Source organism: Agrobacterium sp. CNPSo 3708 (genome assembly GCF_028674915.1).
Taxonomy (GTDB): domain Bacteria; phylum Pseudomonadota; class Alphaproteobacteria; order Rhizobiales; family Rhizobiaceae; genus Agrobacterium; species Agrobacterium cavarae.
The window spans coordinates 25,785-44,545 of sequence record NZ_JAQZSF010000006.1; the positions used below are offsets into that span (position 1 = coordinate 25,785).

Genomic DNA, 18,761 nt, shown 5'->3' on the forward strand with positions numbered 1-18,761 from the left:
AACCGGGCGGTTCGATGCCACTTGATATGTGGTGTAAAAGCGATTATGTCAATCGAACCGAACGGTTCAGTTCAATTAATTTCGTATAACCAGGTGTCTACCATGTCGTCTCAAAAGAGTGGCGCTGTCCGGGCGATCAATACGTCGGAAGAAGCAGAAGTCCAGACCGCAGCTCAGGCTGAAGCCCGCACTGAAGAAAACCGTCCGGCAGAGGCCCCCAAGGCCGCAGCGCCCGTGCAGCCGCCGGTGCAGAAGAAGAAGGGCAAGTCCTTCCTTCTGCCGATCTTCGGTATTGCGCTTCTGGCCGGTGCCGCCTGGTATGGCTACGACTACTGGACGACCGGCCGCTTCATGGTGTCGACCGACGACGCCTATGTGCATGGCGATATTGCGGTCATATCTCCCAAGGTATCCGGCTATGTGGCGAAGGTGGATGTCGTCGCCAACCAGCAGGTAAAGGCGGGCGATCCGCTGGTGACGCTGGATGACGGCGATTATCGCCTGGCGCTGGAGCAGGCCGAGGCGCAGCTTGCCACTCAGCAGCTTTCGCTGAACCGCATCGACGCGCAGATCGCAGGCGGCGAGGCGGCTCTTGCCCAGGCCTCTGCCCAGAAGGGCGCGCTCGACGCAGCCCTGCAGGGTGCCGAGATCAACAACAAGCGTGCTACCGAGCTGCAGTCCAAGGATGTCGGCACCGCCGCATCCGCCGACAATGCCCGCATTTCGCTTGAGCAGGCCAAGGCCAATCTTGCTGCCGGTCAGGCGAATGTGGTTGCGGCCGAGGCCAATATCCAGCTCCTGAAGGCGCAGCGCAAAGAGGCCGAAGGCTCGATCAAGCAGCTGGAACTGGCGCGTGACAAGGCAGCCCGCGATCTTTCCTTCACCGTTCTTCGCGCGCCCTATGATGGCGTGATCGGCAATCTTTCGGTGCAGACGGGCGATCTCGTCTCTGCGGGCAAGCGCCTGGCATCGCTCGTGCCGATGAACGAGCTCTATGTCGATGCCAACTTCAAGGAAACGCAGCTCGCACGCGTCGTGCCCGGTTCCAAGGTGAAGGTGCATGTGGATGCGTTCGATGATGACGCCATCGAAGGCACGGTGCAGTCGATCTCGCCGGCATCCGGCTCGGTCTTCTCCATGCTGCCGCCGGAAAACGCCACGGGCAACTTCACCAAGGTGATCCAGCGCGTGCCGGTGCGTGTCGTTCTTTCCAAGGAAGATATCGACAAGCATCACCTGCGTGCGGGCCTGAGCGTCGTCGTCGATGTCGACACGCGCACGGCACCAAAGCCGGCCGACACCCAGGCAGCCCAGAACCAGTCCAAGTAACCGGCAGCCCGGATCAAGGTAGGGACAAGCATTATGGCGGCTACAGCCAGCATGAGCGGCGGCACCACGGCCGCCGTCGATCCGCCGATGGACCGCAGACGCCTGATCGCGTTCTTCGCCATGGTCTTCGGCATGTTCATGTCGATCCTCGACATTCAGATCGTTTCGGCCTCGCTTGCCGAAATCCAGGCCGGCCTCGGTGCCGGTTCGGATGAAATCGCCTGGGTGCAGACATCCTACCTGATTGCGGAAGTCATCATGATTCCGCTGTCTGGGACGCTGGCGCGCATCCTCTCCACACGCGTGCTGTTTGCCACCTGTGCGGCGGGCTTTACGCTCTCCAGTGCGCTTTGCGCGACCGCGACGAATATCGACCAGATGATCGTCTATCGTGCCATTCAGGGCTTTATCGGCGGCGGCATGATCCCGTCGGTCTTTGCCGCGGCCTTTACCATCTTCCCGCCCTCCAAGCGCCCGATCGTGTCGCCGATCATCGGCCTTGTCGCAACGCTTGCGCCCACCATCGGGCCGACGGTTGGCGGTTATCTCTCCAATGCCTTTTCCTGGCACTGGCTGTTCCTCGTCAACATCATTCCCGGCATCATCGTCACCATCGTGACCTGGACGTTCATCGACTTCGACAAGCCGGAGGCCTCGCTGTGGAAGAAGTTCGACTGGTGGGGTCTGATCTCCATGGGCGTCTTCCTCGGTTCGCTGGAATATGTGCTGGAAGAGGGCAACAATAACGACTGGTTCAATGACGAGAATATCGTCATTGCGGCGATTGCCATGACGATCGGTGCGGTGGTGTTCTTCTGGCGGGCCTTCAAGGTGGATTTCCCGGTGGTGGATCTGCGCGCCTTTGCCGACCGAAACTTCTCCATCGGCTCGCTGTTTTCCTTCGTCATGGGTATCGGCCTTTACGGCTTGACCTATCTCTATCCGCTCTATCTGGGGCGCGTGCGCGGCTATGATGCGCTGATGATCGGCGAGACGATGTTCGTTTCGGGTCTGACCATGTTCTTCACCGCACCGATTGCAGGGCGGCTTTCGGCCAAGCTCGATCCGCGGGTGATGATGGCGATCGGTTTCATCAGCTTTGCGGCGGGCACCTGGATCATGACGCATGTGACGGCCGACTGGGATTTCAACGAGCTTCTGATCCCGCAAATCCTGCGCGGTTTCGGCCTCATGATGTGCATGGTGCCGATCAACAACATCGCGCTCGGCACGCTTCCGCCCGCCCGCATCAAGAACGCATCCGGTCTCTTCAACCTCACGCGTAACTTGGGCGGTGCGGTCGGTCTTGCCATCATCAATACCGTGCTCAGCCAGCGCACCGACGACCACTATGTCCGCATTGCCGAGCATGTGAATTACGGCAATCCGGCAGCCCTCGACTGGCTGAACAATGTCGGCGGCAATTACGACTCCTACGGCCTCGACGGCGCGTCGGTGGCGATCAAGAAGCTTGTCGGCGTGGTGTCGCAGCAGGCGTGGATCCTGGCCTTTGCCGATGTGTTCCTGCTTTTGACCTTCCTGTTCACCGGGCTGATCTTCCTGACGGTGCTGATCAAAAAGCCGAAGGCGGCCCCGCCGCCCGATGCCGCCCACTGAGTTTCACCTATCCACCGCAGCGCATGTGGGGTCACCGGAAACGGTGGCCCCTTTTTGTTTGGGTTGGGAGTGTTTTCTTCGGGGACAATGACACGCCTTAGATGTTGTCGCGGGTCTGTCACGACGAGCGTTCCACACTCTGCCGTGATCCTCGGGCTTGACCCGAGGATCCATGGTTCCCAACAGTTTCAATGGCTTGTGGATCCTCGGGTCAAGCACGAGGATGACGCAGAGTGTATGGCGGGCTGCCTGCAACGAACCGAAACACAGCAGAACAAAGAACGCCGACCGCTCAAGCGACCAATCCGTAACCCATTCATGAGGTACGTACATCATTTTCTGATTTACGTACCTCAGAAACTCCTCTATGACGGTGCGCGGGAGGAAACATGAAGCCGACAGTTCACGATATTGCGTCAAAGGCCGGGGTCAGTCTCGCCACCGTCGACCGGGTGATCAACCTGCGTCCGGGCGTGCATCAGCTGACCCGCGCCAAGGTGGAGGCGGCGATTTCCGAGCTTGGCTATGTGCGCGATATCGCAGCCGCCAACCTCGCCAAGGGGCGCAGCTATGCGCTGGTCTTCATTCTTCCCAACAACGACAATTCCTTCATGGCGGGGCTTCGCAACGAGGTGAGGTGTGCGGCCTCGCGCTCCTATGTGGAGCGCACCTCGATCCGCATCATCGAGGTACCGCCCTTCGATGCGGCGGCACTCACCCAGGCGCTGGATGTGGCCCGGCTGGAAAAGCCTTCGGGCGTCGCCTTTGTCGCGATCGATTCCGAGGACGTGGTCGAGGCGACGGATCGTTTGGCTGACAGCGGTATTGCCGTCGTGACGTTGGTGTCGGATCTGACGGGCTCCAAGCGCGACCATTTCGCCGGTGTCGACAATGCCGCGGCAGGCCGCACGGCGGCAAGCCTGATGGGTCGCTTCCTGCCAAGAGAGACGGCAGAGATCGCGGTTCTGGCGGGCTCCATGCTGGTGAAGGATCACCGCGAGCGTCTGACCGGCTTCGAAGGTGTGATCGAGGCGGAGTTTCCGCATCTTTCCATCCGTCCGGTTCTGGAGGGGCGCGACGATGCCGAAAGGGTGGACGCGCTGGTCGCAGACACTCTGCGCGACAATCCGAGGCTTGCCGGGCTCTATAGCCTCGGTGCCGGCAATCGTGGTCTGATCCGGGCGCTGAAGGCCCATGATGGCTTCCGGCCGTGCGTCATTGCCCATGAGCTGAACGACACGACCGCGGCAGCACTTCGCGACGGCGTGCTGGATGCCGTGCTGAACCAGGATGCCGGCCACGAGGTGCGCAGCGCGATCCGCGTGCTGAAAGCCCGCGCCGATGGGCTTACCGTCATCGAGGCGCAGGAGCGTATCCGTATCGACATATTCCTGAGGGACAATCTCCCTTGAGCACTCTTTGTTTGAACCCGTTTCGGGCGCGGCCCGGCTTCAACTGTGCCAGCCCCATCACATCCCATCTTGGAGGACGATATGTATCTCGGTCTTGATCTTGGAACATCCGGCGTCAAGGCGCTGCTGATCGATGGCGATCAGACGGTCATCGGTTCGGCCAATGGCGCGCTGGACATTTCGCGTCCGCATCACGGCTGGTCGGAGCAGGATCCGGCCCACTGGATCAAGGCGACCGAAACGGCGATCGCCGGGCTGAAGGCGAAATTTCCCGCCGAGCTTTCGGCGGTCAAGGGCATCGGTCTTTCCGGCCAGATGCATGGCGCGACGCTGATCGATGCGAGTGGTGACGTTCTTCGCCCCTCGATCCTGTGGAACGATACGCGCTCTTACGCCGAAGCTGCGAAGCTCGATGCGGACCCCCGCTTTCGCCAGATTACCGGCAATATCGTCTTTCCGGGCTTCACCGCGCCGAAGCTCGTCTGGGTGAAGAACAACGAGCCGGAGATTTTTGCCAAGGTCGCTAAGGTGCTGCTGCCGAAGGATTATCTGCGCCTGTGGCTGACGGGCGAGTACATCTCGGAAATGTCGGACTCCGCCGGCACCTCCTGGCTGGATACGGGCGCGCGCAAGTGGTCGTCCGAGCTGCTGGCGGCTACCGATCTGGATGAGAAGCATATGCCGTCTCTGGTGGAGGGCACCGATGAGGCGGGCGTGCTTCGCTCCGAGCTTGCCTCCGCCTGGGGTATTTCCGGCAAGGTCGTCGTGGCCGGTGGCGCTGGCGACAATGCCGCATCCGCCTGCGGCATGGGCACGGTTGCCGAAGGCCATGCCTTTGTGTCTCTCGGCACCTCGGGCGTGCTCTTTGCTGCCAATGCCTCCTATCTGCCGAAGCCGGAGAGCGCGGTTCACGCCTTCTGCCACGCGCTGCCCAACACCTGGCACCAGATGGGCGTGATCCTGTCGGCCACCGATGCGCTCAACTGGTACTCCGGCATTGCCGGCAAATCCGCGTCCGAACTTTCCAGCGAGTTGGGCGACGACCTGCAAGCGCCAACCGGCGTCACCTTCGCGCCCTATCTCTCGGGCGAACGCACCCCGCACAATGACGCGGCCATTCGCGGCTCCTTCATCGGCCTTTCGCATGAAAGCGACCGCAAGGCGCTGACGCAGGCCGTACTTGAAGGCGTGACCTTTGCGATCCGCGACAATCTCGAGGCGCTGAAATCGGCTGGCACCTCGATCTCGCGCGTCACCGCCATCGGCGGCGGATCGCGTTCGCGCTATTGGCTGGCCTCGATTGCCACCTCGCTCGGCGTGCCGGTCGACATTCCGGCGGAAGGCGATTTCGGCGCGGCCTTTGGCGCCGCCCGTCTCGGCCTGATTGCGGCGACGGGGGCTGATCCGGTTGCCGTCTGCACGCAGCCGGAAACGGAAGAAACCATCGAGCCGGTGGCAGCGCTGTCAGGCGCCTATGAAGAGGCTTATGCGCGGTACCGCGCGCTCTATCCGGCGATCAAGCCGCTGTCGCATTAGGCGTAGAAAGGGGGGTGAACCACACCCTTCAACGCCGCTAACCACACACCACCAAGGGAGAAGCAACGATGAGCACTGGATTTTTCGGCGATATCGCCAAGGTCAAATATGAAGGCCCGGACAGCACCAATCCGCTGGCCTTCCGCCACTACAACCCCGATGAGATCGTCGCCGGCAAGCGCATGGAAGACCATCTGCGCTTTGCGGTCGCCTACTGGCATTCCTTTGCCTGGGAGGGCAGCGATCCCTTCGGCGGACGCACCTTCGACCGCCCATGGTTTGGCGATGACATGCAGAAGGCCAAGCTGAAGGCCGATGTGGCGTTCGAAATGTTCAGCCTGCTCGGCGCGCCCTATTACTGCTTCCACGATGCGGATGCGCGTCCGGAAGGCAAGACCTTTGCGGAAAGCACCAAGAACCTCAACGAGATCGTCGACTACCTGCAGAAGAAGCAGGAAGAGACCGGCGTCAAGCTTCTCTGGGGCACGGCGAACCTCTTCTCCAACCGCCGCTTCATGTCCGGCGCCTCCACCAATCCGGATCCGGATGTGTTTGCCTATTCGGCAGCCACCATCAAGACCTGCATGGACGCCACGATGAAGCTCGGCGGCGAGAACTATGTCCTGTGGGGCGGCCGCGAAGGTTACGAGACGCTGCTCAACACCGACCTCTCCAGAGAGTTCGACCAGATGGCGCGCATGCTGCACATGGTCGTGGAATACAAGTACAAGATCGGCTTCAAGGGCACGATCCTGGTCGAGCCGAAGCCGCAGGAGCCGACCAAGCACCAGTATGATTACGACGTCGCGACCGTCTATGGCTTCCTGAAGAAGTATGGCCTCGAAAACGAAGTGAAGATGAATATCGAGCAGGGCCACGCGATCCTTGCCGGCCACACTTTCGAGCATGAGCTGGCGCTTGCAAACACGCTCGGCATCTTCGGCTCCATCGATATGAACCGCAACGACTACCAGTCCGGTTGGGATACCGACCAGTTCCCCAACAACGTCCCGGAGATGGCGCTGGCCTATTACCAGGTCCTGCAGGCCGGCGGCTTCACCACCGGCGGCACCAACTTCGACTCCAAGCTGCGTCGCCAGTCGCTCGATCCGGAAGATCTGCTGATCGGCCATATCGGCGGCATGGATTGCTGCGCGCGTGGCCTGAAGGCTGCGGCGAAGATGGTGGAAGACGGCGCGCTCTCCAAGCCGCTTGCTGAGCGCTACGCCAAGTGGGACCAGCCGGAAGCCCAGAAGATGCTGCGCGGCGAAATGAAGCTGGACGAGATTGCGGCCAAGGTGGAGCGGGAAAACATCAACCCCGAGCCGAAATCCGGCCGCCAGGAATATCTCGAAAACGTTGTCAACCGCTACGTCTGAGGCGTTGTGCCGGTGAGAGCCGGCTGTTGCGATTGTTTCACCCCGGACGTGCGTTCGGGGTGAAGCCGTTGATGCGCTTTCTCCTCCTCATTCCTGTGCTTGTCACAGGAATCCAGCCGACGCGCGTCTGCGCGGCGAAAAGAGGCCCTTCCAGACCAAAGACTTGGTCTGACTGGATTCCTGTGACAAGCACAGGAATGAGGGTCGATTCTTCAGACCAACTCTTCCGCACGCGCCTCCAATAGCGCGAGGATCTCAAACCCGCACATCCCCCCGATAGACATTCGGCGTCGTCCCCGTCAGCCGTCCGAAAATCTTGCGAAAGGCGGCGGGGTCGGTGTAGCCGACGGACCAGGCGATGGATTCGATGGAGCCGTTGGTGGTTTCGAGCAGTTGCCGCGCCTTCATGATGCGGACATTCTGGTGATACTCGGTGAGCTTCAGTTTCGTGGCGCGGAAGAAGCGGCGTTGCAGGGTGCGCTCCGAGAGGTTCACGCCGTCTGCCAGTTCGCCAACGCTCTTTTGCAATTCCGGGGTGGCGTGGAACTGGTGCTGGATCTGCAGCACCTCGCGATCGCCATGGTCGAAGCGTGGCAGGAAGGCCTTGTAGCGAGCCTGGCTGGCGCGCGGCGGATCGACGATGAGAAAGCGGGCGGTCTCCAGCATCACCGTCTGGCCGAGAAGTTTTTCGACGAGCAGCAGGCCGAGATCGGCCCAGGCGAGAATGCCGCCTGCGGTGATCACGTCGCCGTCGTCGATGATCATGTTGTCGGGCGCTACATCGATGCCGGGAAAGCGCTCTGACAGCCTGTCGGCAAAGGCCCAGTGGGTGGTGGCGCGGCGTCCATTGATGAGGCCGGTTCCGGCCAGCACAAAAGCGCCGGCACAGACCGAGCAGACCGTCACGCCTTCGGCATGTTGCGCTGACAGCCACTGCGAGGCGGGCGTCATGCTCTGCATCTTCTCCGGCATGACGATGCTGGGCGGCGCGATGACGTAGCGCAGCGCATGGGGCTCGCCCGGATGCGAGTCCCAGATGCACGAGACCGTGTCGCTTTCCATCTTCCAATGGCTGATGCGGATGCCGGTTTCACCCGCGCGACCTTCCAGCGCCATCGCCCAGCTGGAGGCGAGGCTGAAGAGATCGGTCAGCCCGTAGATCGCAGCCAGCTGACAGTCGGGATAGATGAGTAGCGCAATTTCGATAGTGCTGATATTCGTATCGACGGTCTTCGGGACGTCCGTCTCGACACCTTTTTCCAGCATTTGCACCATTGTCACTTTTGCCTTCTATAAAGTCGTTTGCGCCACGTGTTTTGTGTAGAGCAAGGCGCTAGCTTGTTCAAGTCAACAGCAACCAGACAGGCACCGACAGGAGAGCGCGATGACGGAACCAGGGACAACCAATGACGCCAACCGCTTTTTCGTGTCGAGGCGCAGTGTCTTGATCGGAGGTGCCGCCCTTGCAGGCGCCGCACTCTCGCCACTCGATTTTTCATCCGCCTCTGCAGCAACCAATTCAGCACAAGGAGATATCAACATGGGTTACGTTACCACCAAAGACGGCGTGCAGATCTTCTACAAGGACTGGGGTCCAAAGGACGCGCAGCCGGTTGTCTTCCACCACGGCTGGCCGCTGTCTTCCGACGACTGGGACGCGCAGATGCTGTTCTTTCTTGCCAACGGCTACCGCGTCGTTGCCCATGACCGCCGTGGACATGGCCGCTCGGAGCAGGTGTCCGAAGGTCACGACATGGACCATTACGCCGCCGACGCCTTTGCCGTAGTCGAGGCGCTGGACCTGAAGAATGCCATCCATATCGGCCACTCCACCGGCGGTGGCGAAGTTGCCCGCTATGTGGCCAAGCATGGCGAACCGGCAGGGCGCGTTGCCAAGGCGGTTCTGGTCTCCGCCGTTCCGCCGCTGATGCTGAAGACCGAGGCCAATCCGGAAGGTCTGCCGATCGAAGTCTTCGACGGTTTCCGTTCCGCACTTGCCGCCAACCGCGCACAGTTCTTCCGTGATGTTCCGGCTGGCCCCTTCTATGGCTTCAATCGCGATGGTGCGACGGTGTATGAAGGCGTGATCCAGAATTGGTGGCGTCAGGGCATGATGGGCGGCGCGAAGGCCCATTACGATGGCATCAAGGCGTTTTCCGAAACCGACCAAACGGACGACCTGAAGGCGATTGGCGTTCCGACGCTGGTGCTGCATGGCGAAGACGACCAGATCGTTCCGATCGCAGACTCCGCTCAGAAGTCGATCAAGCTTCTGAAGAATGGTGAGTTGAAGACCTATCCGGGCTTCTCCCACGGCATGCTGACGGTAAACGCCGACGTGCTGAACGCCGATCTTCTGGCCTTCGCCAAGAAGTAAAAACCTAAACGAAGGGCCGCTGGCGGGGCAAATGCTCTGCCAGCGGCCCTTCGTCGTTTTAACGTTGGCGCATCACGAAACTGTGATGGTGACGAGCGCTGCAATTTCTGATGTTTAGCAGTCTCTTCCATTGGAGATTGCCCATGCCCGCATATGCCATTCTCGCCCTTGCTGTGATCAGCGAAGTCGTCGCGACCATGTCGCTCAAGGCATCGAAAGGGTTCACCGTCCTCGTCCCCTCCATCGCCGTCGTCATCGGCTATGGCGCTGCCTTCTTCTTCCTGTCGATGATCCTCGATCGCATTCCGGTGGGTGTGGCTTACGCCATCTGGGCCGGTGGCGGGATCCTCTTGACGGCGACACTTGGATGGTTCGTCTTCGGCCAGCGCGTAGATTTCTGGGGCTTTGTCGGCATGGCATTCATCCTCGCCGGTGTGCTCATCCTCAATCTGCTGTCGAAATCATCCGTGCATTGAGCGGCCACAAACGCTTGTAAATTCGCATGGTTACATTTCTGTGCCTTCTTGTGTGCGGCGCAACAGACCCTATCTGTATCTGCGTTTCAAAGGGCTTCAGACCGCGCATTGACGCGCATGGCTGGCCCGCCAAGGAGTTTCTATGCTGATCGATAAACTGAACTGGCGTTATGCCACGAAGAAGATGGACCCTGCCAAGGCTGTGTCCGAGGACAAGGTGGACCGCATCATCGAGGCGGCGCGTCTGGCTCCGACGTCAAGCGGCCTTCAGCCCTTCGAAATCATCGTCGTCACCAATCCTGAGGTTCGTGCCAAGATCCAGGAGATCGCCTGGAACCAGGCACAGATCACCGATGGTTCGCATCTCCTGGTGTTCGCCGCCTGGGACAATTACACCCCAGAGCGCATCAACCACATGTTTGACCTGACGAACGAAGAACGCGGCTTCAAGAACGAGGGCTGGGAAAAGTACCGCCAGTTCCTGCTTGGCATGTACCCGGATCGTGATCCGAAAGAAAACTTCGAGCACGCCGCCCGCCAGGCCTATATCGCCTTCGGCATGGCTGTGGCTCAAGCCGCCTTCGAAGGTGTGGATGCAACGCCGATGGAAGGTTTCGAGCCTGCCAAGCTGGACGATATTCTCGGCCTTCGCGAGAAGGGCCTGCGTTCGGTGACGATCCTGCCGCTCGGCTATCGTCAGGAAGAGGGCGACTGGCTGGCCAATCTGAAGAAGATCCGCCGCCCGCTGGATCAGTTCGTTACCAAGGTCGAGTGACGACAACCGTCGCTCTTCGGGCAGATTTTTCCGTCATTCGCGGATAATTGAAATATCCTGCCTATAAATCGGTATCGCATACGGGCATGTATGCGATACACAGATGGCCGAAACGTCCTAGCAACGGCGTGAAAGCCATCGTCTTCAGAAAGTCGACCATGCTCTCAGATGTCTTTCATTGTCGAATGTGCCGGATGGCGGCATGAACGGTTGTGGCCTGACGGGCCATCCGCCGGAATGAAGAGACAATTTCCTCAAGAGCAATGGCATGAATTCCGATATCAGTAAGGGCGCAGAGCGTCCGATCCCGACCTCGACAGCCGACCCGATGGTGGCCTTCGAGGCAGTGACGAAAACCTTTGGCGGCAATGGCAAAGAGCCGGCCTTCACCGCGCTTGCCGGCGTGGATTTCGTTGTCCCACGCGGCGGCATATCCGGCATCATCGGCCGCTCGGGTGCCGGCAAATCCACCATGATCCGGCTCGTCAACGGGCTGGAGCGGCCGACATCCGGCAAGGTGGTGGTGGATGGCGTCGATGTCGGCGCGCTCGACGAGGGCGGCCTGCGCTCGCTTCGCCGCTCCGTCGGCATGATCTTTCAGCACTTCAATTTGCTGTCGTCGCGCACCGCTTACGACAATGTGGCGCTGCCGCTCGAAATCTCCGGTGTCTCCAAGGACGATATCAAGCGCAAGGTCGGGCCGCTGCTCGATCTCGTCGGTCTTGGCGACAAGGCCAAGCGCTATCCGGCAGAACTCTCCGGCGGCCAGAAGCAGCGTGTCGGCATTGCCCGTGCGCTTGCCACCGAGCCGAAGCTGCTGCTTTCCGACGAGGCGACGTCTGCGCTCGACCCGGAAACGACGCAATCGATCTTGGAACTGTTGAAGCGCATCAATGCCGAGCTTGGCCTGACCGTGCTTCTCATCACCCATGAGATGGAGGTGGTGAAGACCATCGCCTCGCAGGTTGCCGTCATCGACAAGGGCCTGATCGTCGAGCAGGGCTCCACCTTCGATATCTTTACCCATCCGCACCACGAAACGACGCGCAGCCTGTTGTCGTCTGCCGTCGGCGTCAAGCTGCCGCATTGGGTGACGTCTGGCTTGAAGAGCGAGCCGGCTGCCGGCGACCGTATTCTGGTGCGTCTCGTCTTCTTCGGCGATACGGCGTTCCAGCCTTTGACCGCACGTCTCGTCGCCGAGATCGGCCCAGATGTGAATATTCTGGCGGGCACCATCGAGGAAATTGCCGGTGCGCCCTTCGGTTCGCTGGTCGTCTCCTATCCGGCAACGCCGGAGGTGCTGGCGCGGGCGAAACGCGTCTATGACGAAACGGGTCTGACGACGGAGGTGCTTGGCTATGTCGCCTGATATGCTGTTCAACATTCTCCTCAAGGGGCTTATCCAGACGCTGCATATGGTGGCGGTCTCCGGCATCGTCGGTTCCGTGCTTGGCCTGCCGATCGGCATCTTCCTTGCCACCAGTGGCAAGGGCGAGCTGTTCGAGGCACCGGTGACGAACCGCATTATCGGCTTCATCGTCAACGCCGCGCGCTCCACGCCCTTTATCATTCTTGTGGTGGCGATCATTCCCTTCACTCGTCTTGTTGCCGGAACCTCGATCGGCACAAATGCGGCCATCGTGCCGCTGACGGTGGCGACCGTTCCCTTCATTGCAAGGCTGGTGGAAGCGGCGATCCGCGAGGTGGACAAGGGGCTGATCGAGGCCGCGCGCGCCATGGGCGCGACACCGCTTCAGATCGTCACCAAGGTGCTTCTGGCCGAAGCCAAGCCCGGCATCACGCTGGCGCTCACACTCACGCTCGTCAGCCTCATCGGCTATTCGGCGATGGTTGGTGCCGTCGGCGGCGGTGGGCTGGGAGACCTCGGCATTCGCTATGGCTATCAGCGCTTCATGCCGGATGTGATGCTGGCGGTGGTCATCGTCCTCATCGTGCTGGTGCAACTGGTGCAGAGCGCCGGTGACGCGCTGGCCCGCAGCTTCGACAAGCGCAATCGCAAGAATTGAATTCAACTGCGCGGTTTTTCCCGCGCGCAGAGATAACAACGTCAAGGAGACACCCATGAAAAAGCTCATTATCGCTGCTTCTCTCGCAGCCCTCTTTGCCGGCAGCGCGCTGGCTGAAACCATCAAGGTCGGCGTGACCCCTGCCGAACATGCGCAGATCATGGAGCAGGTGAAGAAGGTTGCCGCGACCAAGGGCCTCGATATCGAAATCCTCGATTTCTCCGATTACGTCGTGCCGAACCAGGCGCTGGCCGATGGCGAGCTGCAGGCCAACTCCTTCCAGCACCAGCCTTATCTCGACAACCAGATTGCCGACCGCAAGTTCGATATCGTCAGCGTCGGCACCACCATCACCACGCCAATGGGTGTCTACTCCAAGAAGGTGAAGAGCCTGGACGAGCTGAAGGATGGCGCAACCGTCGGCATTCCGAACGACCCCACCAATGGTGGCCGCGCGCTTCTGGTGCTGGCCTCCAAGGGCGTGCTGAAGGTGAACGAGGCTGTCGGCCTCAAGGTCACGCCAGCCGACATCACCGAGAACCCGAAGAACATCCAGATCGTCGAACTCGACGCCGCACAACTGCCGCGTTCGCTGGATGATACCGATGCGTCGGTGATCAACACCAATTATGCAACCGCGGCCGGCCTCAACCCGAAGAAGGATGCAATCGCCATTGAAAGCGAAAAGTCTCCCTATGCGAATGTGATCGCGGTTCGCACGGAAGACAAGGACAAGCCCTGGGTAAAGACGCTGGTTGAATCCTATCACAGCCCGGAAGTGAAAAACTTCATCCTCGAGAAGTATAACGGCACCGTTATCCCTTCCTGGTAACAGGCTGTGCGGTTTTGCAATCTATAGATTGTAAATGGCGCGGTCGGTCTTGCGGCTGCGTGTAGAACTTTCGCCTCTTCCGCAATTGCGGGAGGGGCTTTTTCTTGCAAAAGTGGCAGAATTGTACGTTTCGTACAAAATTACCGCGTGTGTTTTTAATCTCTTCTGAATGTTTCCCCGGCACGATAGCGCTTGATAAGGGCAAGTTGCATTGAGTGTGGGGCAAGGCAGAATGAGGATGATCGGTAGGAGATCTGCGGTCGCAGGTGTTCTTTTTGCCTTTGCGCTCATTGTCACCCTGATCACCGCGCTCGTTCTCTCGGCGCTGACCAATGTGACCCAGATGGCCAACCGGCTGGATGAGGAGCGTTCTCTCCAGACTGCGCGCGGCGCGCTTTCCACCTTCCAGCATCAGCTGGGCGCGACACTGAATGACTACGCCGCCTGGGACGATGCCGCCCGTTTCGTCTATGCCGAAGATGGTGCCGGCTGGATCATCAGCAATTACGGCGACATGACCGTCAATAGCGAGCTCTTCGATACCGCCGTCGTTCTGGACGATCAGGAGGGCGTGCTGCTGGCCTATCAGAATGGCGCACCGGCACCCTGGAGCGTCGGCTCCTATTTCGGTGGTTCCATATCCGAAATGATCAACCGCATCCGCAATGCCGGACCGGAGGCCACCCCGGAAACGACCGGCTTCATCCGCACGCGTGACGGCATTGCCGCCGCGGGCGTGGCGCTGGTGCGCAAGAAATCCGGCGAGCTCGACCCCTCGCTTGGCAAGCGCTATCTGGTGTTCGTTCGCCATCTGACCGATGACAAGGTCGCCAAGCTCGGCCAGACCTATCTGGTCAATGGGCTGTCGCTCGAACCCGGCCTTGCAGCCACACCCTATTATGTCGATATCGTTGATCCGCATGGCGATATTCTTGGCAAGCTGACCTGGACCTCCACCATGCCGGGCGATGTCAGCCTCAACGAGGTGCGCCCGCGGGTGCTGACCGCCTTTTCCATTGTCGGCGTCTTTTTCCTGGTGCTCTTCATCTTCGGCCTTGCCGTCATCCGCAAGCTCAGACGTGAGGAAGCGGTCATGCGCGAAGAGCTTCTGGTCGATCGCTTGAGCGGGCTGCATAATCGTCCCGGCCTGTTTCGTGGCCTGAAGCGCATGACGGAAGCGGCGAACGCGGACGGCTCCTATGTGGAACTCATCTATCTTGATCTCGATGGCTTCAAGGATGTGAACGATTCCTTCGGCCACGAGGTGGGAGATCTGCTGATCAAGGCGGTGGCCGCGGCCCTCAAGGTTCTTGCGCCGAAGGGCGCCCTGCTGGCGCGCCTTGGCGGCGACGAATTCGCAATAGCGCTGCAGGGTCCGAACGCCCGCATTGAGGGGCGCATGTTCTGCGACGCACTGCTGGAGCTCGTCTCCGAACCCTTCATGCTGGGTGACCGCGTTGCCGCAATCGGCTGCAGCATCGGCACGGCCGTCTCCAAGGGTGGCGATATCAATGGCGAGGAACTGCTGCGGCGGGCGGATATGGCCATGTATGAGGCGAAGGAAGGGGGCGGCGGCCGCTACTTCGCCTATCAGGCCGATCTCGACGCGCGCCGTGAAGAGCGCAAGCAGCTGGAAGCCGATCTGAAATACGGCATCGACAACAACGAAATCCGCGTCGCCTTCCAGCCAGTCGTTTCTACGTTGAGCCGCCGTATCATCGGAGTGGAAGCGCTTGCCCGCTGGAACCGCCCAGGCTATGGCCCGGTTTCGCCGGATGTCTTCATTGCAGCGGCGGAATCAGGCGGGCTGATCGACAAGCTCGGCATGCAGGTCATGCGCACGGCGCTCAAGGAAGCGGCCGCATGGCCGGAGCTGAAGATCGCCATCAACATCTCGCCTGTCCAGTTCCGCAACCCAGCCTTCGCCGGACATGTGGTGCAGGTGCTGGACGAAACCGGCATTGCCCCGGAGCGGGTGATGCTGGAAATGACCGAAGGCTACTTCATTCATCATCCAGAGCGCGCCCAGGCCGTCATTGAAAAGCTGCAGCAGATCGGGCTCAGCATCGCGCTTGACGATTTCGGCTCGGGCTTTGCCAGCACCGGCTATCTGCGTCGCTTCGGTTTCGATCGGATGAAGATCGACAAGTCGCTGGTCGTGGCGCTGGAAGAGGGCGGCCGTTCACTCGAAATGCTCACCGCCACCGTGGCTCTCGCCCGCTCGCTTGGCATTCCGGTGACGGCAGAGGGTATCGAAACCGAGGACCAGGCCGTCATCCTGCAGATCTGCGGCTGCGACGAACTGCAGGGCTATCTCTTCTCCAAGCCGCTACCTGCCGCAGGCATTCACGAGTTGCTGGCGCAGCAAGATGCGCCGATGGAGCAGTTGAAGGCTTCGTAATCGAAAGCACAATGCGTCGATTCAAAAAGCATTCGTTGTGCGTCCAACAGGACGCACGGCGCTTTATCGCCCCAGATGCTTTTCGCCGCGCTTCTTGGCGATATCGATCTGCTTCTGGCGGTCGCGGAAGCGTTGGCGGTCTTCTTCGGTCCGATCATTGTAACAGCTCGGGCAGGAGACGCCTTCTTCGAAGAGCGGCGACAGCCGCACCTCCTCGGTGATCGGGTTGCGGCAGGCGTGGCAAAGCTGGTGATCGCCTTCGGCAAGGCCGTGGACCACAGAGACGCGCTCGTCGAAGACGAAGCAGGCGCCTTCCCACAGGCTCTCTTCTTCCGGCACCTCTTCCAGATATTTCAGAATGCCGCCCTTCAGGTGGAAGACATCTTCAAAGCCCTGTTCCTTCATGAAGGCCGTGGCCTTTTCGCAGCGAATGCCGCCTGTGCAATACATGGCGATCTTCGGCTTGTTGTGCAGGCCGGGATTGTTCTTCACCCAATCGGGAAATTCGCGAAACGTCTTGGTCTGCGGATCGACCGCGCCCTTGAAGAGGCCGATCGCCGTCTCATAGTCATTGCGGGTATCGATGACGATCGTATCCGGATCGGAGATCAGCGCGTTCCAGTCCTTCGGATCGACATAGGTGCCGACGATCCGGTTGGGATCGATATCCGGCACGCCCATGGTGACGATTTCCTTCTTCAGCTTCACCTTCATACGCACGAAGGGCATCTTCGACGCGCGGCTTTCCTTGTGCTCCAGGCTCGCAAATTCCGGCTGGGCGCGCAGGTAGGAGAGCACGGTCTGCACGCCTGCATCGGTTCCGGCAATCGTACCATTGATGCCCTCGGCTGCCAGAAGCAGCGTGCCCTTCACACCCTGTTCCTGGCAGAGCTTGAAGAGACTATCGCGCGTGCTCTCGAACCGCGGGAAGCGGGCGAAGTGGTACAGCGCTGCCACGAGGAAATCGCCAGCGGCACCGGAAAGGGTGGAACTGGAAGACGTCGCCTCGGCGGTGGCGTCCGGGCGGAAGGGTGTCGTGCTGTCGGTCATGGGCGCTGAAATACAGCCATCCGGACGTTGTTGCAATCCTGATTGCGTTGGATTTGCGCGGTCACAGTAGATGGTTGTGGCTTAGTCACCGCGCTTTAAAACTGCGCCAGCCTGCAAATTTCGTTTCATGGTCGCGATTCCGTTTGATGAAGCATTGAGGGTGCAGTTATCTGGTCCGCAGTGAATCACTAGCCCTAACCTAATGGCAAGCGCAGTGCAGGATTGTGAGTGTATCAAGCAGCTCTTAGTCCGAATGCATAATCTTGAGACAGTTAAGAGCAGCGATAATGAAATATGAGATGTATCGGTTTATAAACCAGCTGTTCACACGCTACTCTGGCGGACCTGAGGTGCTTGATGAAGCAATCCAGTCTCACCAGAAACTCAAGGAAATCGTTCAGAGCTTGTTCGTAGGCGAACGGGCGTCTAGCTTGCCTCAAGATCTCGTTGCAGCGATAGATCGAGTAATTGATCGTCTTAGACTTACGCATCCCAGCGGCGAGAAGTATTCAGCGGATGCTTTGTCGTTGGACGTCCTAAGTATCCTCGCTAAAAAGAACGATAGACTTTTCCTCCCATACATTGCTCCTCTGCTTGCAGGTTATCGCCGTTTTGCAGCGGACGCGGTCGGCGCTGCCCAGCCGCGCGTTCAGGAAGAATTGATGAGCCTGATAAGCTGGGAAACAATCCTTTCCGCACCAGAAGGCCTCCAGTCAATTATTGCGCCAAAGCTTCAGACGCTTGAGCAGGAGGCTGACAGAAAAGCACAAGAGCTATCGGCTGCGATGTCTGGGTACCAAAAAATTCGTGACAGCCAACAACTCTGTCAGGCGCAAGCTGCCGAAGCGATCGCTAAGGCAGAAAAGCAACTTACCGGCGCAGGCCACGCATTTGAGCAAAAGGCGACTGAATTCGAGGATCGTAACCAGGAAATCGATACCACTATCCGACAGCTTCGAGCTGACCTCGATGCTCAGGTTGCGAGATTTGGCACCGAGGCGGCTAGAAAACTATGGGGCGAACGCGAAAAGCAGAGCCGTTTTGCGCTCATCGCGTCTTCGATTGCGATATTTTGTCTGATTGCCGCGCCGATCCTCGGCGCCATCTGTTTCACGCCTGAAGTTCTGCATTACCTCGCGCAGATCGTCGCGGCATCGAGCCTGCCCACCACCGACGCGAACGGACAGGTTTTGCCCACGCCCAACGATACGCAGATCACAATCGCTGCCATCGGCAGGCTGGTCATCGTCACAGTTCCTGTCTTCCTCTACATCTGGGCCATTCGCCTGGTGGTGCGCTTCAACTCCCGGTCCCTGATGTTGCTGGATGACGCGAGGTTGAGGCTCACCATGCTCGACACCTTCTTCCATTTGATCGAGAAAGAAGGAGCCGTGAAAGAGGATCGCGCGCTTGTGCTAAATGCGCTCTTCCGTCCCGGCCCTGGACATGGCGATAATGTTGATCCGCCAAACTTCACGGAGCTTGTCACGAAGGCAATGGGCTCTACGCCCGGCAAGTGAAACTAGCCGGACCTTTGTGTTGAGCCAATT

The 18,761-nt window shown here is 59.8% G+C and carries 15 protein-coding genes; 13 read left to right on the top strand and 2 right to left on the bottom strand.

What is annotated here, in order from left to right:
• The first annotated feature begins 102 nt into the window (after positions 1-102).
• From PVA19_RS13805 to xylA, 5 genes are all read left to right on the top strand, one after another.
• The gene (locus PVA19_RS13805; RefSeq protein ID WP_274102971.1) at positions 103-1,329 is read left to right on the top strand and encodes an HlyD family secretion protein; all 1,227 of its coding nucleotides are present in this window, start codon (positions 103-105) and stop codon (positions 1,327-1,329) included.
• A gap of 33 nt (positions 1,330-1,362) precedes the next feature.
• The gene (locus PVA19_RS13810) at positions 1,363-2,946 is read left to right on the top strand and encodes a DHA2 family efflux MFS transporter permease subunit (protein WP_062598958.1); all 1,584 of its coding nucleotides are present in this window, start codon (positions 1,363-1,365) and stop codon (positions 2,944-2,946) included.
• 389 nt (positions 2,947-3,335) lie between these two features.
• A complete protein-coding gene (locus tag PVA19_RS13815) occupies positions 3,336-4,358 on the top strand; it encodes a LacI family DNA-binding transcriptional regulator (RefSeq protein ID WP_062426197.1) in 1,023 nt (340 codons plus the stop codon).
• A gap of 81 nt (positions 4,359-4,439) precedes the next feature.
• The gene (gene xylB / locus PVA19_RS13820) at positions 4,440-5,894 is read left to right on the top strand and encodes a xylulokinase (RefSeq protein ID WP_062426196.1); all 1,455 of its coding nucleotides are present in this window, start codon (positions 4,440-4,442) and stop codon (positions 5,892-5,894) included.
• A gap of 68 nt (positions 5,895-5,962) precedes the next feature.
• A complete protein-coding gene (xylA, locus tag PVA19_RS13825; protein WP_113176467.1) occupies positions 5,963-7,273 on the top strand; it encodes a xylose isomerase in 1,311 nt (436 codons plus the stop codon).
• Positions 7,274-7,528: 255 nt separating this feature from the next.
• Here the strand turns inward: xylA and PVA19_RS13830 are convergent, their stop codons facing one another.
• Positions 7,529-8,548, bottom strand: coding sequence for a GlxA family transcriptional regulator (locus PVA19_RS13830; RefSeq protein WP_274103304.1), 1,020 nt, complete (start codon positions 8,546-8,548; stop codon positions 7,529-7,531).
• 265 nt (positions 8,549-8,813) lie between these two features.
• Here PVA19_RS13830 and PVA19_RS13835 point away from each other — a divergent pair, with 265 nt between their 5' ends.
• The 7 genes from PVA19_RS13835 (at position 8,814) to PVA19_RS13865 (ending at position 16,161) form a co-directional block, all read left to right on the top strand.
• Positions 8,814-9,650, top strand: coding sequence for an alpha/beta fold hydrolase (locus PVA19_RS13835; protein WP_337993157.1), 837 nt, complete (start codon positions 8,814-8,816; stop codon positions 9,648-9,650).
• Positions 9,651-9,793: 143 nt separating this feature from the next.
• Positions 9,794-10,126, top strand: a complete 333-nt coding sequence (locus PVA19_RS13840; RefSeq protein WP_062427774.1) for a DMT family transporter — start codon at positions 9,794-9,796, stop codon at positions 10,124-10,126.
• A 142-nt stretch (positions 10,127-10,268) separates the two neighbouring features.
• Positions 10,269-10,901, top strand: a complete 633-nt coding sequence (locus PVA19_RS13845) for an NAD(P)H-dependent oxidoreductase (protein WP_274102973.1) — start codon at positions 10,269-10,271, stop codon at positions 10,899-10,901.
• 328 nt (positions 10,902-11,229) lie between these two features.
• The gene (locus PVA19_RS13850; RefSeq protein WP_113180948.1) at positions 11,230-12,270 is read left to right on the top strand and encodes a methionine ABC transporter ATP-binding protein; all 1,041 of its coding nucleotides are present in this window, start codon (positions 11,230-11,232) and stop codon (positions 12,268-12,270) included.
• Positions 12,260-12,928, top strand: a complete 669-nt coding sequence (locus tag PVA19_RS13855; protein WP_113180931.1) for a methionine ABC transporter permease — start codon at positions 12,260-12,262, stop codon at positions 12,926-12,928. The genes PVA19_RS13850 and PVA19_RS13855 overlap by 11 nt, the downstream gene beginning before the upstream one ends.
• A gap of 55 nt (positions 12,929-12,983) precedes the next feature.
• Entirely contained in the window at positions 12,984-13,760 is a 777-nt protein-coding gene (locus tag PVA19_RS13860) for a MetQ/NlpA family ABC transporter substrate-binding protein (RefSeq protein ID WP_112520894.1), read from the top strand.
• A 238-nt stretch (positions 13,761-13,998) separates the two neighbouring features.
• Positions 13,999-16,161 carry a bifunctional diguanylate cyclase/phosphodiesterase gene (locus PVA19_RS13865; protein ID WP_274102974.1) on the top strand — a complete coding sequence of 721 codons (2,163 nt, stop codon included), beginning with the start codon at positions 13,999-14,001 and terminating at the stop codon, positions 16,159-16,161.
• A 63-nt stretch (positions 16,162-16,224) separates the two neighbouring features.
• Here the strand turns inward: PVA19_RS13865 and trhO are convergent, their stop codons facing one another.
• Positions 16,225-17,211 (bottom strand): oxygen-dependent tRNA uridine(34) hydroxylase TrhO, encoded by a 987-nt coding sequence (trhO, locus tag PVA19_RS13870; RefSeq protein WP_274102975.1) that lies wholly within the window; start codon positions 17,209-17,211, stop codon positions 16,225-16,227.
• 287 nt (positions 17,212-17,498) lie between these two features.
• On the opposite strand from trhO, the gene PVA19_RS13875 reads away from it, so the two are divergent.
• Positions 17,499-18,731 (top strand): hypothetical protein, encoded by a 1,233-nt coding sequence (locus tag PVA19_RS13875; RefSeq protein ID WP_274102976.1) that lies wholly within the window; start codon positions 17,499-17,501, stop codon positions 18,729-18,731.
• Positions 18,732-18,761: the final 30 nt, after the last annotated feature.

What these genes read in the sequence shown, in the direction of transcription:
- xylB (WP_062426196.1), top strand. Translation starts at nt 4,440, where the DNA reads ATGTATCTCGGTCTTGATCTTGGAACATCCGGCGTCAAGGCGCTGCTG.
- PVA19_RS13865 (WP_274102974.1), top strand. Translation starts at nt 13,999, where the DNA reads ATGATCGGTAGGAGATCTGCGGTCGCAGGTGTTCTTTTTGCCTTTGCG.
- PVA19_RS13835 (WP_337993157.1), top strand. Translation starts at nt 8,814, where the DNA reads ATGGGTTACGTTACCACCAAAGACGGCGTGCAGATCTTCTACAAGGAC.
- PVA19_RS13850 (WP_113180948.1), top strand. Translation starts at nt 11,230, where the DNA reads ATGGTGGCCTTCGAGGCAGTGACGAAAACCTTTGGCGGCAATGGCAAA.
- PVA19_RS13810 (WP_062598958.1), top strand. Translation starts at nt 1,363, where the DNA reads ATGGCGGCTACAGCCAGCATGAGCGGCGGCACCACGGCCGCCGTCGAT.
- PVA19_RS13805 (WP_274102971.1), top strand. Translation starts at nt 103, where the DNA reads ATGTCGTCTCAAAAGAGTGGCGCTGTCCGGGCGATCAATACGTCGGAA.
- PVA19_RS13840 (WP_062427774.1), top strand. Translation starts at nt 9,794, where the DNA reads ATGCCCGCATATGCCATTCTCGCCCTTGCTGTGATCAGCGAAGTCGTC.
- PVA19_RS13875 (WP_274102976.1), top strand. Translation starts at nt 17,499, where the DNA reads ATGAAATATGAGATGTATCGGTTTATAAACCAGCTGTTCACACGCTAC.
- PVA19_RS13845 (WP_274102973.1), top strand. Translation starts at nt 10,269, where the DNA reads ATGCTGATCGATAAACTGAACTGGCGTTATGCCACGAAGAAGATGGAC.
- PVA19_RS13860 (WP_112520894.1), top strand. Translation starts at nt 12,984, where the DNA reads ATGAAAAAGCTCATTATCGCTGCTTCTCTCGCAGCCCTCTTTGCCGGC.
- trhO (WP_274102975.1), bottom strand. Translation starts at nt 17,211, where the DNA reads ATGACCGACAGCACGACACCCTTCCGCCCGGACGCCACCGCCGAGGCG.
- PVA19_RS13815 (WP_062426197.1), top strand. Translation starts at nt 3,336, where the DNA reads ATGAAGCCGACAGTTCACGATATTGCGTCAAAGGCCGGGGTCAGTCTC.
- xylA (WP_113176467.1), top strand. Translation starts at nt 5,963, where the DNA reads ATGAGCACTGGATTTTTCGGCGATATCGCCAAGGTCAAATATGAAGGC.
- PVA19_RS13830 (WP_274103304.1), bottom strand. Translation starts at nt 8,548, where the DNA reads ATGGTGCAAATGCTGGAAAAAGGTGTCGAGACGGACGTCCCGAAGACC.
- PVA19_RS13855 (WP_113180931.1), top strand. Translation starts at nt 12,260, where the DNA reads ATGTCGCCTGATATGCTGTTCAACATTCTCCTCAAGGGGCTTATCCAG.